The organism is Vibrio sp. 10N.261.46.E11, assembly GCF_041472735.1.
Lineage (GTDB): Bacteria > Pseudomonadota > Gammaproteobacteria > Enterobacterales > Vibrionaceae > Vibrio.
In genome coordinates this window covers 243421-260300 of record NZ_JBFRQW010000002.1, presented here as the reverse complement: position 1 = coordinate 260300, position 16880 = coordinate 243421, and the positions used below count along the sequence as shown (strand labels likewise).

The 16880-nt window shown below is 42.1% G+C and carries 12 protein-coding genes and 2 pseudogenes; 7 read left to right on the top strand and 7 right to left on the bottom strand.

The genetic code is table 11. The features are described from left to right. The first annotated feature begins 366 nt into the window (after positions 1 to 366). Positions 367 to 1710 carry an MFS transporter gene (locus AB4407_RS01530; RefSeq protein ID WP_372117919.1) on the top strand — a complete coding sequence of 448 codons (1344 nt, stop codon included), beginning with the start codon at positions 367 to 369 and terminating at the stop codon, positions 1708 to 1710. Between the two features lie 145 nt (positions 1711 to 1855). Here the strand turns inward: AB4407_RS01530 and AB4407_RS01525 are convergent, their stop codons facing one another. Further along, positions 1856 to 3043 carry a GGDEF domain-containing protein gene (locus AB4407_RS01525; RefSeq protein WP_372117917.1) on the bottom strand — a complete coding sequence of 396 codons (1188 nt, stop codon included), beginning with the start codon at positions 3041 to 3043 and terminating at the stop codon, positions 1856 to 1858. 410 nt (positions 3044 to 3453) lie between these two features. On the opposite strand from AB4407_RS01525, the gene AB4407_RS01520 reads away from it, so the two are divergent. Further along, on the top strand, positions 3454 to 4242 hold the full coding sequence (locus tag AB4407_RS01520) for a phytanoyl-CoA dioxygenase family protein (RefSeq protein ID WP_372117915.1): 789 nt from the start codon (positions 3454 to 3456) through the stop codon (positions 4240 to 4242). Between the two features lie 20 nt (positions 4243 to 4262). Next, the gene (locus tag AB4407_RS01515) at positions 4263 to 5249 is read left to right on the top strand and encodes a zinc-dependent alcohol dehydrogenase family protein (protein ID WP_372117913.1); all 987 of its coding nucleotides are present in this window, start codon (positions 4263 to 4265) and stop codon (positions 5247 to 5249) included. An 84-nt stretch (positions 5250 to 5333) separates the two neighbouring features. On the opposite strand, the gene AB4407_RS01510 is transcribed toward AB4407_RS01515, so the two are convergent. From AB4407_RS01510 to AB4407_RS01495, 4 genes and pseudogenes are all read right to left on the bottom strand, one after another. Then, on the bottom strand, positions 5334 to 7514 hold the full coding sequence (locus AB4407_RS01510; RefSeq protein WP_372117910.1) for an EAL domain-containing protein: 2181 nt from the start codon (positions 7512 to 7514) through the stop codon (positions 5334 to 5336). 18 nt (positions 7515 to 7532) lie between these two features. Continuing rightward, positions 7533 to 8393 carry a phosphate/phosphite/phosphonate ABC transporter substrate-binding protein gene (locus AB4407_RS01505; protein WP_372117907.1) on the bottom strand — a complete coding sequence of 287 codons (861 nt, stop codon included), beginning with the start codon at positions 8391 to 8393 and terminating at the stop codon, positions 7533 to 7535. Positions 8394 to 8879: 486 nt separating this feature from the next. Next, the gene (locus tag AB4407_RS01500) at positions 8880 to 9695 is read right to left on the bottom strand and encodes a restriction endonuclease (RefSeq protein ID WP_372117904.1); all 816 of its coding nucleotides are present in this window, start codon (positions 9693 to 9695) and stop codon (positions 8880 to 8882) included. Between the two features lie 986 nt (positions 9696 to 10681). Next, positions 10682 to 10854, bottom strand: a pseudogene (locus tag AB4407_RS01495) (50S ribosomal protein L25); the annotation flags it as partial. A 109-nt stretch (positions 10855 to 10963) separates the two neighbouring features. On the opposite strand from AB4407_RS01495, the pseudogene AB4407_RS01490 reads away from it, so the two are divergent. After that, positions 10964 to 11476, top strand: a pseudogene (locus AB4407_RS01490) (lipocalin family protein); the annotation flags it as partial. A 245-nt stretch (positions 11477 to 11721) separates the two neighbouring features. On the opposite strand, the gene AB4407_RS01485 reads toward AB4407_RS01490, so the two are convergent. After that, positions 11722 to 12510: a helix-turn-helix domain-containing protein gene (locus tag AB4407_RS01485; RefSeq protein ID WP_012600208.1), complete on the bottom strand. Its 789-nt coding sequence runs from the start codon at positions 12508 to 12510 to the stop codon at positions 11722 to 11724. A 98-nt stretch (positions 12511 to 12608) separates the two neighbouring features. On the opposite strand from AB4407_RS01485, the gene AB4407_RS01480 reads away from it, so the two are divergent. The 3 genes from AB4407_RS01480 (at position 12609) to AB4407_RS01470 (ending at position 15394) form a co-directional block, all read left to right on the top strand. Beyond that, on the top strand, positions 12609 to 13502 hold the full coding sequence (locus AB4407_RS01480) for a DMT family transporter (protein ID WP_372117901.1): 894 nt from the start codon (positions 12609 to 12611) through the stop codon (positions 13500 to 13502). 878 nt (positions 13503 to 14380) lie between these two features. Then, positions 14381 to 14884: an acyl-CoA thioesterase gene (locus AB4407_RS01475; RefSeq protein WP_012600206.1), complete on the top strand. Its 504-nt coding sequence runs from the start codon at positions 14381 to 14383 to the stop codon at positions 14882 to 14884. A gap of 237 nt (positions 14885 to 15121) precedes the next feature. After that, positions 15122 to 15394 carry a hypothetical protein gene (locus AB4407_RS01470; protein ID WP_012600205.1) on the top strand — a complete coding sequence of 91 codons (273 nt, stop codon included), beginning with the start codon at positions 15122 to 15124 and terminating at the stop codon, positions 15392 to 15394. 592 nt (positions 15395 to 15986) lie between these two features. On the opposite strand, the gene malG is transcribed toward AB4407_RS01470, so the two are convergent. Further along, entirely contained in the window at positions 15987 to 16877 is an 891-nt protein-coding gene (gene malG, locus AB4407_RS01465; protein ID WP_372117898.1) for a maltose ABC transporter permease MalG, read from the bottom strand. Positions 16878 to 16880: the final 3 nt, after the last annotated feature.

Sequence of the window (16880 nt, the reverse complement as noted above, 5' to 3'; positions counted from 1 at the left end):
CACTCATCATCTGATCATCTGATCATCTGATCATCTGATCATCTGATCATCTGATCATCTGATCATCTGATCATCACGATTAAACCAGTAATATCAGCAGAGCAATTCAATAGTTAATCAAAACTCGCGTCAAAAGTCCTTCTTAGCAGAGAGTTTTGCATTGGGGTAATTGGCTCTATAACTTTACAGCATCTAATATTCACTTGACCGGCATTGATTCTAGTCCATTGATTTTTAGAACAATAACCTTACACTTCCAGGTAAGTAGATGAATTATATCTTGTTTAACTCGTGAAACAATTCCATGATTTATAAAGCAAAAAGGTTTATACATCATAATGTGTTATTTAAAGTACTGAAATTATCATGACGCTCAAAGAAATCCTGAAAATTCCCAATGTCCGCTACTTCTTGATGTTCAGAAGCAGCTACTTTGCGCGTTTTTATTACCCTATTTTCACCCTACTCTATTTAGATTACGGCTTGACCCTTTCTCAGTTTGCCATGCTCAACGTAGTTTGGGCGGCGACCATTGTGCTTGCGGAAGTACCATCAGGGGCATTCGCCGATACCTTAGGTCGCAAGAAACTGGTGGTGCTGTCTTCGATCGTGATGTTTGTTGAGATCGCCATGATCGCTCTTGTGCCGACCGGAGATGCCAATCTAGTCTTCATTGTGTTTCTGGTTAACCGAATTCTCAGTGGCTTAGCAATGGCACTGGCCAGCGGCGCCGACGAGGCATTGGCTTACGACACTTTGAAAGAGCAAGGCAATGAAGAATTGTGGCCGAGAGTGCTGCAAATCCAGCTTCGTGTCGCCTCAACCGTCGGTATCTTTGTCACACTAATTGGTGCGGCGATGTATGACGTGAACTTTATGGCGAACATCTTTGATTTCCTAGGATTAGCCGAGCCAGAAAGCACTAAAGACCTGATGCGAATTCCTGTTTTCGCTACCCTGTTTGTCGCAATGATCGCCATTTATGCCGCAGTTAACATGCGCGAAGAGAAAAAGGTGATGCCAAGCGATCAAAGCAAATTAGCAACCACCATCGCCAGCCTTAAATTAACGGCTGACACAGGTAAGTGGGTACTTGCTACGCCTTACGTGCTGTTCATCTTGCTCTACTACAGTCTATTCGAACACACCTCGCGAATGTTCCTAACCATGAACAGCCAATACTATCTGGCTATTGATATTCCAATTCTCTACTTTGGTTTTATTGGCGCAGGGATCAGTTTACTCAAAATCATATTGGCGGGACAAAGCCGTAGATTGGCGGAAAGCATCGAGCCTAAAACCTTTGTTTTAGTCATGGGGTTAGCAAGCATGGCGACCTACTATTGGATCAGTTTAGGTTGGTCGGTTTATGGCGTAATACCGGCGTTAGTGCTGATCTTTATCATCATGACGATGAACATATTCATCAGCTACCATCTGAATAGAAAAACCGAATCACACAACCGAGCTACCGTCCTAAGTTTTAAAGGTCTGATGTTTAACCTTGGGTATGGCTTGATCGGTATTTTGTATGCCTACTACTATAAGTTGGTCTCTAATAATTACACCGAGCAAGAGATAGAACAGAACCTCGCCTTCCTAGCATCACTATCTTCGTTCTGCTACTACTTCGCCTTATTGTTCGTTTTAATTAGCGCGTTGTTCTATTTCAAAAACAAGAAACAGCCGATCTTCAGAAGAGCGCTCTAATACCTAATAGAAGATTAATGAAGAGGCTCTGTTTATAAAAATCCCATCGCGCTGCTCTTGTTTCTACGCAGCAGTATTGGTGATGTGGCAGTAGTTTGAATACCTCACAAGCCAAGCAAGGTTCAATTGTCTTGATTAAACGACATCAAGCATTAACGAGTTCGTCAGTATGACTAGGACAAATTGAAGTCATATTGCGACCGTTTGTTTTCGCGTGATATAACGCTTTGTCGGCTCGGCTAATAAACCCATCCCAACACTCATGTGGGTGAAGCTGAGCAACACCAAAACTCGACGTCAGAAACATCTCATGTTTTTGTACTGCTGATATTTCTGAAATGGACATTCGTAACTTGCTAGCCATAACCTGAGCTTGTTGGAAATCGACATTAGGCAATAAAATCATTATCTCGTCTCCACCAAAACGAAACGCACTGGCTCTAGGTGATGTTTCTATTGCACTTTTAGCCATTTCAGCAAAAGACTTGATGACAAGATCGCCCACAATGTGCCCGTGTTGATCATTAATCGACTTAAAGTTATCAATATCCATCATTATGGCACTAATAGGCGTGCTACCCGCCTGCTTCATAATGACTGGAATCATTTCATCTAAAGCTCTGCGGTTTCCAAGTGCCGTTAAAGGGTCGCTGTAAGATAGCTCGTGAATAGAACTAAGCAGCCTTGCATTGATCAACCAAAGCATTGTGAAGCTCATCGACACGATAAGAACAATACTCACTAAAAAGGCAAGTTGATGAATGAGCGTGGCCACCATGAAATCCTGCAACTCAGCTGAAAATAGCGTAACCAATACTCGGAACGCCATAAACCCGCCATATATCAAAAATGACAAAGCCATCATCCGAGTTGCTAAGGTCAAGTCATCGCGTTGACCTTTTAATACAGCAAAGGCAGTGCAAAGAGTCACAAAGGCCAAATATAAACTAATAAGGATAATTCGAGCCTTGATGGAAGGTTCATAGTACGTGAAATGAATAAAACCTAGCAGAAGAGCCAACATCATCAAACTGCTGAAGTAGGTGCACTTTAAAGAATACTCTCGGAACAGGCATAAACTATACAAAGCGAGATGAAACCCAAGCGCAATAACCATATTGGCACCAACAACAGTGACCCAATCAGGGAGCTCCCCTCTTAGGCTCAACATCAACGGCCCAGTTCCAATAACAAATATTGAAAGGGAAAAGCTAGAAAGCCCTTTAATTGGCTGTTGGGTAAATTGGAATAACAATAAGCCAATACAGTAAATGAAAGAGAACAAAATAATAATAAAATTAAGTGTTCTCATATCCAGCGAAAAACCATCCATGATTTACTATCTTCCCTATGTTCAATCCAACCGCATCGTACTGATAATTATCTAAATAATACAAGAATACTTACTATCCATTTTTTATCTCTGAAAAAATGCGACTTATATCTCACTTAAGAGTGAACGACACTCATTTCATATGGATAAGTATGCTCTGTTTAAAATGATGCACAATCAATTTCAAATGACTTTCGAAGGCAGATTATTGCGATATCAAACATTTACTCCGCTCATTCATTACCTATAAATTCAGAAACGGGTCAAGCTATATCCACGATCGCGCACCTCACCTAAACGACCCACACTCGCTATTTTCGCTAGTTACTTGGTTGAATCACTGGTGTCTGGCATTATGCGCCTATTAAACCTGTGGTTATTACACAGCAAAGAATGAACGAAGGTAGTCAGTGGTAGAAAACAGCCAACAATTAAGTGACCGTTACAACGAACATGGTTACTTTGTTATCAGAAATTATTTCGATGAAGCTCAAATTGCATCGCTTAGAAAAGTCGTGCTGAAATTTCATGAATCATGGAAAGCAGACAACGAAGAATTCTATAAAGAAGAAGCATTTAACTCATCTTTAATTACGGGAAGCGAATATTTGCCCGCCGACGATAGAACTGTACTGTTTGACTTCATCGGCTCAAAAAAAGTGATGGAAGTGGTCGATGCGGTGATACCGAACAAACCTGCCTTCATGAATACACAGCTGTTTTTCAACCCTGTGAACCCGCAACAAAAAGACTTCTGGCATCGTGACTGTCAATACGACTACGACGTTGATGAACAGATCAAAGTCATCATGGAAACCCAGGTATTGCATCTGCGAGTGCCCCTTTTTGATGAGCCCGGTATGGAGCTTATCCCCGGAACACACAAGCGTTGGGACAACGAAGAAGAATACAACGTTCGCCAAGAAGTAAATGGAAAGGTAAGCAGTGATGACATCTCTGGCGGTAAACAGATACCGTTAGAAGCGGGCGACTTATTAGTCTTTTCTGCGGATATGATCCACCGAGGCCGATACGGGTTGGATCGTTTAGCATTGGATATTTTGATCTTTGACTCAGCGGCAGACTATGTCGACTACGTTGATGACGATTGTTTACCGACGCCAGCCATGCTAAGCAATATTACCGATCCAAGACTGTTTATGAACACGCTGCTCTTAAAGTCGATGCAGTACTCATAAACCACAAAGGTGCCCGAACCATGACTGTCACTAAGCCAAACACCCGAATTAGCCAGTTTCGTTTCGGTCAGCCGAAAGAATCTCTCAAGTTAGAACATGTCGCTTTAGGTGCGCTTGATAAAGATAAAGTTCGAGTACGAGTTGAGGCAACCAACATCAACCCTAGTGATCTGTTGTCGATTTATGGTGTGGGTCAATACAAACACAGCCACCAACCGCCGAGAGTGCCGGGATTTGAAGCAGTAGGAAGGGTTGTAGAGTCCGGCCATGCTGAGTTTGCAACGAATCAGCGAGTGCTCGTAGCAACCAGTGGAACATGGCAGAGCTATGTCGATGTATCACCAGATGACCTGTTCCAAATTCCTCAACATTTAGAAAATGGCTACGCCTGTCAGTTGTACATTAATGCGCTAACTGCATGGGTGTTGACGACAGAAGTAGCTAAGCTGACCCAAGAAGATGTGTTGATCATCAACGCGGGCAGCTCAGCCATCGGTAAGATATTCTCTCAATTATCAGAATCACTCGGCTTCAAAATAATTGTCGTTACATCACAACCGAAAAAATACCTGACCATTTCAAGTTGGGTGTTAGATGCAAATGATGATTTAGTTTCTCAAATTAAGGCGTTAGGCTTGCATATGCCGACGGTTGCCTTTGATGCGATTGGTGGCTCACCCGGAACCGATCTTATTCACACCCTTAGCAACAATGGGCGTTTTATCAACTATGGCACGCTGTCACTGGATTTTTACGAGCCACGTTTTTTTGAGCAGGCGAAAAGCCAAGATATAGATTTCAGCACCTTCTTCTTACGTTATTGGGAAGAGGCTGAAGGCAAAGATGTGCGCCGTGATAAATTCACAAGCATGCTAGATCACTTCATCACAAACGACATTCAGCTCGACGTCGACCGCTACCTGCCATTCGATGAAGTTCAGACTGCGATTGGCCTCATTGAATCGAAAACCACACGATTAGATGGCAAGATCATCTTGCTTCCTTAGTACATCGTTGATCGCGATAACTTGCGATCGTGTTAGGTAACCCTCCTAACACTGCGTTAAACGGGGGAGTTTAAAAAGACGTAATTACTTCAGATAAATAACGTTTGTATGTTTCGGTTTACTCAACCCAGTTTCAAGTTTTTTCGACAGAGTTTCCGCACACATAGGTTTGGCTAAGAGATAACCTTGTCCGTAGTCACAGTCCGATTGCGCTAAGAAGCTTGACTGGATCGTTGTTTCAATTCCTTCAGCAACGACCTTAATACCTAGCTGGTGAGCCATTGAAACAACTGCTGCACATAGAGCGCGGTCATTCATATCGCACTCAAGATCATTGACAAAGCTTCGGTCAATTTTCAAACCATCAATGTTGAACTCTCGTAAAAACCCTAGTGAAGAGTATCCGGTGCCAAAATCATCTAACCAGACTTTGATCCCCATACTCCTAAGGTCGTCCAACGTTTTCTTTGCGCTTACCCTATCAAACATTAGGGCCGTTTCGGTTACTTCTATATGTAACCTTGTCACTTCAACTTGATGTTTTTGTGTTTGATATTGGAATGTTCGGAGTGCTTTATCGCCATAGAGCTGCTTTGGAGACAGGTTTATCGCAACATAAAATTCAGGAGGAAGGTGATGTCTAGAATCCCACGCCTGAATATCTTTGCAGGCTTGCATTACTATCCAATCACCAAGTGTATGAATAATATCCGTGGCTTCAGCGATAGGAATGAACTCAATTGGAGAAATATTGCCCTTTGTAGGATGATGCCAACGTATAAGGGCTTCAACTCCAACGACATGCCCTGTTTTCAGGTCAAACTTTGGTTGATATAAGAGCCTAAACTGAGAAAAGTCATCGATAGCGGCTCTAAGCTCCTTTTCTATGACTCCCTTTGCTAATATCTTCTGTTCGATTTCTTGGTTGAAGAAACAGTATCTACCTTTACCATTCTCTTTGGCGCTGTACATTGCCATGTCCGCACTTTTCACCAAGTCTTCAGAGGTGTTTCCCGAATCAGGATATAAAGCAACGCCAACACTCGCTCCAACCACTACCGATTCACCTACGGAACTGAGGTAAATCGGCTGTTTTAGTGAACTCACAATATCAGAGGCAAACTTAGATACTGTATCCTGTGTCTTAACTCCTGATAAACGAAGTAAGAACTCATCCCCTCCAACTCTTGCAATCATGCATTGAGGCTCTTCCTTTGTCGTCGTTTGCCCCATTTTTGTTAACGAGTTTGTTAAAGTCTGAGCCACTTCAATTAACAGTTCATCTCCAGCTTGGTGTCCAAGGTTGTCATTAACTCGTTTAAACTCGTCCAAATCGATAAAGAAAACCGCAAACACCTCTTTTGACTGTTTGCACCGATGAATACATCGTTCAAGGCATTTAATAAACTGAGAGCGATTCGGTAACTTAGTCAGCGGATCGTTATAAGCTAAAAACTCAACTTCCTCATTCCGTTGCTTGAGGCTTGAATCCATACTATCAAACGCCTGAGCAAGTTCTCCGAGTTCATCACTGCGCTGAATGTTGTTTGGTACTTGGAAAATCCCTTTACTGATGCGTTTCGAATGTTGTAGGAGTTGATTAATCGGACGAATCATCGTCTTCGCTAATAACATGGAAAAGAGTAAGCTCACCAAACACATGAACATTGTCAAGATTATGCTCAACACCGCGCTATAGCTTCTACTTGACTCAGTAATATCCTTGATAATGGTGTTATTTTTCTCGATATCGTCTTTCACGGCCTTTAAGGAGTAGCTCATCACTATGCCACCTAACCGAGTCTTATTCATCGTGATTGGACGCGCAACAATCAGTGCTGATGAATTGATTTCAGTGTAAGCTTCCTGCTTATTCAAGACATTTTCTTGCACTCTTGGCATATCCAAGTTGGAGCCATAACCGAGTACTACATCTTCTCCTGTGTGAACTATCAGACCATTAACATCAAAAACCTTTATGAATACGACATCTTTATTTTCAAAGGCCGGGTCTAAAATGGAGTTGATATTATCGATATCATAAAAATACATCGGATCAAAAAGTGCCTCTGAGAGGTACTCAACCGTTTGTTCTGCTTGACTCTGTGCTTGGGAAGTAAAGTTCTCTGCAATGTTAGTTGCCGTTTCTTCCAGAATTTCATCACTATAATATGAAGATATCAGCCACTGAGACAAGGAAAGGCAGCCCATAGTCAAAACGACCATAAGCATGTTTCCGAGAACCAATTTACCTTTTAACTTCATAAGCAATGACTTCTCTAGTTAACGGGAGATATATTCATCAACCAGTTGTTTTTGCGCTTTCGCCCGAGAAAGACTTTCTACAATCTCTGGTGTGATAGCATCAAACTTTTTCGTCTTCTTATAGGCTTTCAAAGCCTGTTTACCTTCTTCACTTTCATGAGCCGAAAGCAATACTAAGAGCATGTTTTTCTTAAGTTCGGAAGAGAGATCAGGGCGTATTAGTACTAGTGAGCGGGGAATCGCTTGAGAAGTATGGATTACCTGAAACTGTTGTTTTACCTGCTCGGGAATTTCTTTCTCCCAATCGAGATTACTAAATGCAGCTGACGCAACAATATTACGATGAACCCAGCTCATCATGTTAGATTCTCCTCCAGACTTTGAATATTCATCGGAGAAAAAATAACCCACCTTGTCTTTCGGTGGATATTCTCTAGGGGAGCTTAGCTCATAGAGCTTATATCCTTGCCCAAGCAGTATCGCCGCAGGGACAAGAAATGCACTAGTAGAACCGACATCCTCAAAGACAACCGTTTTGCCTCGCAGGTCACCTAGGGAGTCGACCCCGTTATTGCGTTTGGAAAAGAAGATTGAATGATATTCCGCCGCACCGCTTTTCCATCGTCTTGCTAAAAGTTCAGCACCCGAATATTGCATTAATTCCTGTGCTGCAAACACCGTTTCAGAAACCAGATCTACCTGACCGCTTTTTATCCAAAGAGCCATTTGACGAGAGTCGCGGGCGACAACAACTTGGCCTGTTTTGATACCATGGTTAGATAGATTTTCAGCTAAGTAATCTGCAAAAGGCTGTGCACGTTTGAATGCTTTTTTGGGGTTAGAGCTAATAACCCCTATGATTATTGTTTCTGCACGCAAGGTGCTTTTCGTGTCTGCACTAGCAGATACCGTGAAAAGCGAACAAACGATTACAGATAGCAGTAAAACGAACTGTTTATAAATGGACTGACAGCTAAACATGTACGCACCAAAGTGTGATATTTATCCCTATATTCGACCTATAATATTCGAAAATCATAGAGTCTGCCATCTTGTAATAGCGATTAGTGGTGTAAGCACACAATCACGAATAAATTAATCTCATGACGTTGACAACAAGTTGTTAATAGAGCATCTAAAGTGAATATGTAGAATAAATAGCCTTCATTCTATCCATAGGCGTATAGGAAAGGCTTGAGCGAGATTGCGAATAATCATACAAACATAAACTCTCACGGGAGAATTTACTATTTTCAGGGGCTTAGGTTTTGCTGCTGTATAAGTTTACCTTTAGTGGGCTAAATATCGATATTAACAGGCACCAAAATATCTTCGTTATTAATTGCTGCGCCAATAGATTAAAACTCAGCTGTCGCAAGTATAACGACACTTTGGATACATAGAGCAACCATAAAAAGACATACCAGATTTAGCTCCTCGTTTAGCTACACGCATGACAAGTTTCGATTGGCAATTAGGGCAAATAATAGATTCGACGTCTACCCTGTGTGTTTGGGGTGATGGTTTATTTTGAAAGCTACGCCCATCCTCAATCATATGAACCAGTTCGCTACCGTTGACTAACCACAGGCGCTTATCGAGAGAAAAAGCGACAGCCTCAGAAGTAAAGTCACCTGAAGTTACGACAATCATCTTACTGGCATTGTTCGCGATCATGACACCGTACATTTCCCTTAAAACTTGTACTCCTACTTTACGAGACTTCCAATGCTTACATTGTACAAGGCTTAATTCACTATCCTTTGTTAGCCATATATCAACACCGCCATCAGGTTTTTGAGCGAAAGACTGTTTGACCGCATACCCTTGAGACTTAAAGTATTCTCCGATGTAACTTTCAAATTCCATCCAGCTCAGGTGATTTAGTGGGGAGGCATTCCTATGAGTTTTAATCTGAGAATTGGTCGTGAGGTAGCTTTTTTTCCTTTGATATTGTTTGAAAAACGCTATTGGTGCAGGGATCAAAAATAAGAGCGAAAAATAGGGAGCCATCAAGGGCAAGTTTGGAACAATGGCTTCAAAAATGAAGTTATTGCTATCCACGGCCAAGCTAGGTAATAGATATGAAAGTCCAAAATAAATACAAGCCGAGAGTACTACGCTTAGCCACCATGGAGCGTCCATTAAGTGCCATATTATTCCATCGTTTTTTCGCGCCATTTAAATTTACCTGATGAGCATTTAGATGCATTAAAACACAAGCGATAGATGGTGGGTATAGCTAGTTGGCCATATACGTCCTCTAATAGTCAAATATACTGTTTTTGATTAATTATACTTTGTTAAGATGAAGCATTTGGTAAACAACAGGGGCTGTTAGCTATGAGTAAAAGAGTCTTTAGAAGGTGGGATAAAGAGACTGATATCGCTGAAGCACTAGCTAGGCATGAAGCTCGACAACATTGCAGTAACGTAGAGATTGATCAAAACAAACGAGCAAAGCGAATAATAAGTTCTATGCATAAACAAAAATTATGCATATTCATAACCTCACACTGCAAAGTTAACCGAGTGAATGGAGTGTGGAGATTCACCTTATTATCTACCGGGAAATCGTTTGGACTGAATCGTTTATTGGAGGTATTTAAGTCTCGTAGCTACTGGACAATAGACAAGACGGCTAAGGAGAAATCTGGTCATGCGTTTTTAGCTGAGATAGATGTGGATTTGCATAACCCTAGAGTTGGTACTAGCTACAAATAAGAGCAAACTTCAAAAGGATAAACAAGTTAATGATATGCTTCAAAAAGACAATAAGTTGTTAAAACAATTGGGTTGGTAGTGTTTTTAGGTGGTGCGCATTGACGATAGAATGCAGTCGTGACGTTCATACCAAGCTTCTGTCCAGAAACGACTTAGACAGTTTCCCCATTGTTAAATTTGGCATAAAAATACGCCTAATATTTTAACCAAGACAAACTACTGTATAGGCCCACCCTTAATCCACCCAAGCAAGATAGGGGTAAAGTGGGGAAGAAGGAAGTTAATGATTTTCAGTGTACTACGCGATATTTGAGGGCTCAAAAACGGTGAAACTCCGATGTTGGTAGCATCGGGGTTTCGAATTTCTAGACTTCACGATTGGTAAGATCGATCATCTTTTCTATGCAAAGGCTGGATTTATCCAATCAATTCCTGGTAGGGAATTAGATACGGATGAAGTCCATGTGCTCAACTTTAGGCTTGAACGCGTGCCGTTGAACGTCTTGCGGCTTAACCTTAACTTCAGCGCCGTCAATCACAAGAGTGATTACTTCGTAGAATTCAGGCTTATCCATTGGTTGATCACGTCAGAGTGAACGAGTGCGATAGATACTGAACCTGCACCCAAGTAAGCTTTACGATCAAGCGCAGATCAAATCGATCGCTTTAGATATCTTCTCACAAACTTTTGCCATCACTCGGGCGCTTAATGGCGTCACATTAATAGTGGCGATGGCAAAGTGGCTTCCTATTACTACAGCCAACCATTCATCGATGTATCAGGCGAAGTAACCATTGATGGCATCACGCATCAGGTGTCTGGTAAAGGTTGGATAGACAGAGAATGGAGCTCGCAGTTCTTACTCGACTCACAACAAGGCTGGGATTGGTTTGCACTCAGGCTCAATGATGAAACTAGCTTAGTCGTGTTCCAACTACGAAGTTCAACAACAAGGGAAGCCAGTTATGCTAGCGCAAGGTTAATGAAGCAAGATGGTTCTGGCATTGAGATTTCACAGCAAGACATCAGCCTAACCGCCGTCAAGCAAACAGTAATCGACGGGCGCAATTACCCAACAGAGTGGCAAATATCAATTCCAATTCAAAATATAGAACTGACAGTCTCGGCGCTCAATCCCAGAGCAAAAATGCCGCTATCGGTTCCCTATTGGGAAGGCCCTATCTCAATTGAAGGAACACACTCAGGCACAGGTTATATGGAGCTGACGGGGTATTAAACATATCTCTACGAACACCATTACGATCCAAAGCGTGACTAAGAAGCAAACAAAACGAGACTGCTCTTTATCAAAATTCAGTTGAGCAATAAGGATCGCGTTGGATGTGTTTTTATATGAACCCGGAAAGATTTGACGCATATCGTCACTTGTTATGGAACACCTCATTAGTGATCGTATGCAGTTAACTTAATTTCCAAAACTGCCAATTCAGAGCATAAAGATATACTCTTCTGGTCAAAAAATCACAACAAACGGTTCTTATACTGTTCTGGCGTTTGGTTCGCGTAACGTTTGAACATGGTGATAAATGGACTAGCTTGGTTATAACCCAATGTAAGAGCGACCTCTTTGACTGATTGGCCGTTTCTTAACAAGTCCATCGAGTAAAGGTAGCGCACTCGCAATCGCCACTCTGTAAAGCTCATTCCAAGCTCCGTCTGGCAGTGGCGAGAAAGGGTTCTTTCCGTGGTGTGAACACGTTCAGCCCAATCTTTCAGTGTCACTTCATCGGTTGGGTTTTCTTCAACAGAAGCCAATATAGGTGCGAGGTACTTATTGTCGGTCGAAGGCAAGAAGTGGTGTTCAACCTCACGCTGCGCAAGTTGGTCAAGCAGTACCTGAACGAGCCTTTGATCTTGCTCTGTTTCCGCAACATTTATCCCACGATCGCGAAAATCATCGATGATAGAAGACACAATCGGCGTGATCTTTATAAGGCTGGTTTTATCTGGCAGATGCTGTGTTAGCTCTGGGGCGATATTTAGCGAGCAGTAGTCCAAAGGCTTACGGTTATAACTGCAATGCATCACCCCGGCCGGTACCCAAATCGCTAGATGTGGTGGCGCTAGAAATCGAGTGCTTTCCGCTTCCATCTCTAATATACCGCCACTGATCAACTGAACCTGTCCCCATGAGTGGCTATGAACTCGGGTTTCAGTGTTCGAAAGAAACGCTTCAAAATTCATAAATACGTTGGATGGTGCCTTATCAATTGATAAGGATGGATGAAGGTTTCTGGAGTGTTTTTTCAAACTTGTCTTCCTATCGCGCCTGATGTCTTTCTAAAGATACTTGTAAGTATAACGACCTGTCAAACTAGCCACATCAACTCATTTGCGACGGAACTCACATGCATTATCTCTTACCATTTTTTACAGTCTGTATCTGGGGCGCCAATGCAATCGTCAACAAGCTTGCTGCAAGCACTATAGAACCTAGTGCGATGAGTTTTTACCGTTGGTTTTTTGCGATGTTAATTCTCACGCCTTTCTGTATTCGCCCGGTGATGAAGCAGTGGGCTGTCATTAAGCCAAACTTATCTAAATTAGCGTTCCTCGGCTTTTTAGGCATGGTGTTGAACCAATCTCTAGGTTACTACGCAGGCTTAACCACAACCGCTTCCAACATGGCATTGATCACATCTCTAGTCCCGTTGATCAGTGTATTTCTAAGCGTTCCTTTGTTGCACAAGTCCATTTCTAGTTTAAGTATTGTTGGCGGTGTGTTGTCACTGTCAGGCTTAGCTCTGATGTTAGGTAAAGGCGATCCTTTATTCTTCATGCATCAAGAATTGACTCAAGGCGATCGCTATATACTGATTGCGGCTTTTGTTTATGCGTCTTACTGTGTGCTATTGAAACGCTGGAAAATGCCAATCAGTAGCTGGGTGGTGATTTACATTCAGGGTCTGTTTGCTGTCGCGATGCTTACGCCACTTTGGCTTACCAGCGAACAGCTTTTACCACCGCAACAAGCGATACCATTGATAGCTTACGCCGCGGTGGCCGCTTCAATTTTAGCGCCTTGGATGTGGGTGAAAGCGATTGATACCATTGGCGCGGATTCAAGCGCGATGTTCATGAATCTGATGCCAGTTATCGCGATTGTATTAGCTTCCACCTGGCTGGGCGAAAAGATTAACCAGTTCCACATTATTGGTGGTGTGATGGTGATTTCAGGTGTCATTCTTGCTCAAATCAAAAGAAAACCAAGGCTTGAGGCTCCCCAACCTCAGCAAAACTAACCCCGCTTAACCAGCGACAATGCCCCATTCCATTTTCCACTCAGTACCTGCCTCGTTGGCAGGTACTTTTGTCTATTGTCGATTTCTCGATTCATGCTCTCTGATTTTATTTTTCGTTCACGAAACTTTAATAACGGTATTTACTATTGCAATATCTCAGCAACTTCCGTTTAATGAACCAAGTACGGTTTAAGTGCTCAAAGCGTTAGAATAGCTCTCCAGAAAGCAGGTAACTGTTGCTCTAATCGCTCTCCTATAGTCACACGGCTCATGCAACCCAGGCCGCCATGAGCCATTTAGAAAAGTTATAGCAATGAAAGAACCGTCTAGTCACTTTGGTTTATGCAAATTTTAGCACTCTAAATTAATGCCAATATAGTTTTAAAACCTTAACTTACCAACAAAGACAGATTATTACTGCAAAATTCATTAAAAGAGTTTTCTAGCAATAATACGAAAGGAAATATCCACACGAAGGCTCTATACTTTTCGAACATAAAGTGAGCTTATAAGAAAAAATCAAAACTATCGTTTTAGGATTAATTAAGATACCATCACTTTAACTAAACCGGATAAGCAACGGTTAGTTGGCTAACTCAAAAAGGTACCGATATGAGTACCACACGGCTTAGAAACACCTAGCATTCCGCTAGGTGTTTTTTGCGATCGACCCTTTGGCCAACTTGCTCGATAAAGCACTCCTCTGTTGGAGCGTCACGTCCATCTCCTTTAAACATCAATATTCATCAACCTACCATCTGTTTGAGAAAATATTCTTAACCGTGAGATTATCCACTTTAATTTATGTCACCTTGAGTATATTGTTATTAGCAAGTAACGAGCATGTTATTCAGAACAATAATAATGAAGGAAGATAGATGAGCAGTCACAATAGCCGACAAGATGGTAAACGAGACGTTACTCTGCGTTTTTTAGCTGAACCCGGGGATGTGAACTTTGGTGGTAAAGTTCATGGTGGTGCCGTAATGAAATGGGTCGATTTAGCGGCTTACGCTTGTTCTGCTGGATGGAGTGGTAAGTACTGTATTACCGCTTACGCTGGTGGTATTCGATTCGTTGCTCCAATCCATGTGGGTAACCTTGTTGAAGTAAGTGCGAAGGTCATTTATACGGGTTCATCTTCAATGCACATCGCTATCGATGTTCAAGCCAGCGACCCAAAAGAACTCAACAACCGCCTAACGACTCACTGTATCGTTATTATGGTGGCGGTTGATGAAAATGGTAACCCGACTAAAGTGCCAGAATGGGTACCAGAAACATCAGAAGACATCGAATTAAGAGATTCGGCTATTCGTCTAATGAACATGCGAAAACAGATCGGCGAAGAAATGGAAGCGCACGTGAAGTACCTGAAATAACGTCCACCAACAGCCCTCCCCCTACAAAACCTTATTACAATGCCAAGCGCCTGCTTGGCATTGATCTATTTGACACCTTCGTGCTCTACACAGCCAAATCCGCTGCACACCCAATACAGACGATAAGAGCGTGATACCCAGTCAAAAGTTAAAATGATCCGATACTTGTTCACGGATTTATTTTGACTGTAATAAAGTCGTCATTTTGCTCTGTTTAAATACCGTCAATCATAATGGATGTATTTAAATTTCTTGGAGCCACTTTTGAGCACGACATTTCCCACCCTTTGCGAATCTACACTGACGAACTTGAAGGCAGTTGAGTATCAATGGGTTAGAAGTTTGTACGTCGAAGGCTACGACACTAATGAAATTAACCACTATATCCAAGCTTGTTTTGGCGGTGATCAGACGTTTGCGGATCTGTTTCGTCGCGTAGCTCTTTATCAAGACAGCATCTATGTTTTACTTCAGCATTTAGGTTGCGCACCTTCTAGCAAAGAGTTCTAGTCTCACATCACCTCTTCCTTTTCTTCTTCTATTTTGGAAATATTTACCACCAAATCAATAACTACCGAGAATACCCACCACAAAACATTAACACGAGTCTGCCTTTATAGGCACTTTCTGTGTAATCGACCAATCCGTTGCATCCAAATTATTGAAGTATCACGCATGGAAATATTACTCATATATCAATAGAGCTGTGGCCCCCTATACTGAGAGTCTGATTTGTGAGACTCGTTGATGTCTTCAATTAGAGAGATGAAACCAGAAAATCCAGGAAAAGAGGTGCTTCAGTATTTAATGACTGAAAGAAACCAAAAAGGCTGAGATAGAGATAGAGATAGAGATAGAGATAAAGATAGAAATTGAGATAGAGATAAAAGTAGCGGGCATAAAAAAACCCAAGTAAGTACCTGGGTTAGAGTTACAAAAAACCACTAATCATTAATAGCGTAAGGAACCTGATTAGTAGCCAGCTATGCGTAACCTGAGGGTTATTTTTATTACTGATCGGCGGCCAAACCAAATGATGTAATAAAAATGCCAATATAGAGCGACCTAACGATCGCTCTTTTTTCTTTCTTATAAGGACAGCTTATCCTTTTACACCACCCGACGTCAAACCGCCAACTAACCAACGTTGAGCCAGTAAGAACACGATAGTGATTGGAAGTGCGGAAAGTACCGCTGCTGCCGCAAAGTCGCCCCATAAGTAGTTCTGAGGATATAGGTACTGCTGCATACCTACCGCTAGCGTGTAAGAGTTCACGTCCGATAGTAGGATTGAAGCAACTGGTACCTCACCAACAACACCAATGAAAGATAAAATGAATACAACCGCTAGGATTGGTACTGACAGTGGTAATAGAACCAATCTGAACGCTTGCCAAGGTGTTGCGCCATCTAATGCTGCTGCTTCTTCCAAAGAGTTATCAATCGTCTCAAAGTAGCCCTTAATCGTCCAAACGTGCAATGCAATACCGCCCAAGTACGAGAAGATCAGACCGCCATGCGTATTCAAGCCTAAGAATGGGATGTATTGCCCTAATTTGTCGAACAGTGCATAGATAGCCACTAGAGCCAATACCGCAGGGAACATTTGAAAAATCATCATCGCTTTCAGGATAGTTTCTTTACCTTTAAAGCGCATACGAGCAAATGCGTAAGCCGATGTTGTCGACAGTGTAACAATAAGAATTGACGTAATACCCGCTACTTTTATTGAGTTCCATAACCAAGTAAGTACTGGGAACGGAGGTGGCGTTACTGAGCCATCAGCGTTAGTCACTGACATACCCAGAGCCAGCTTCCAGTGTTCCAAAGACGGGTTTTCTGGGATCAAGCTACCGGTTGCGAAGTTACCTTCACGGAACGAAATCGCAATAATCATCAATAATGGGAAGATAATTAGCGCTAAGAAGCACCACAGCGCAATATGCGTTGCCCACACTCGGTATTTAAGGCCTTTACCTTGTACCATAGCCATTGT

Bases quoted from the DNA above. Each gene is read 5' to 3' on its own strand.
- AB4407_RS01510 (WP_372117910.1), bottom strand. From the start codon at position 7,514: ATGAAGTTAAAAGGTAAATTGGTTCTCGGAAACATGCTTATGGTCGTT.
- AB4407_RS01475 (WP_012600206.1), top strand. From the start codon at position 14,381: ATGAGCAGTCACAATAGCCGACAAGATGGTAAACGAGACGTTACTCTG.
- AB4407_RS01500 (WP_372117904.1), bottom strand. From the start codon at position 9,695: ATGGCGCGAAAAAACGATGGAATAATATGGCACTTAATGGACGCTCCA.
- AB4407_RS01480 (WP_372117901.1), top strand. From the start codon at position 12,609: ATGCATTATCTCTTACCATTTTTTACAGTCTGTATCTGGGGCGCCAAT.
- malG (WP_372117898.1), bottom strand. From the start codon at position 16,877: ATGGCTATGGTACAAGGTAAAGGCCTTAAATACCGAGTGTGGGCAACG.
- AB4407_RS01525 (WP_372117917.1), bottom strand. From the start codon at position 3,043: ATGGATGGTTTTTCGCTGGATATGAGAACACTTAATTTTATTATTATT.
- AB4407_RS01515 (WP_372117913.1), top strand. From the start codon at position 4,263: ATGACTGTCACTAAGCCAAACACCCGAATTAGCCAGTTTCGTTTCGGT.
- AB4407_RS01530 (WP_372117919.1), top strand. From the start codon at position 367: ATGACGCTCAAAGAAATCCTGAAAATTCCCAATGTCCGCTACTTCTTG.
- AB4407_RS01470 (WP_012600205.1), top strand. From the start codon at position 15,122: ATGTATTTAAATTTCTTGGAGCCACTTTTGAGCACGACATTTCCCACC.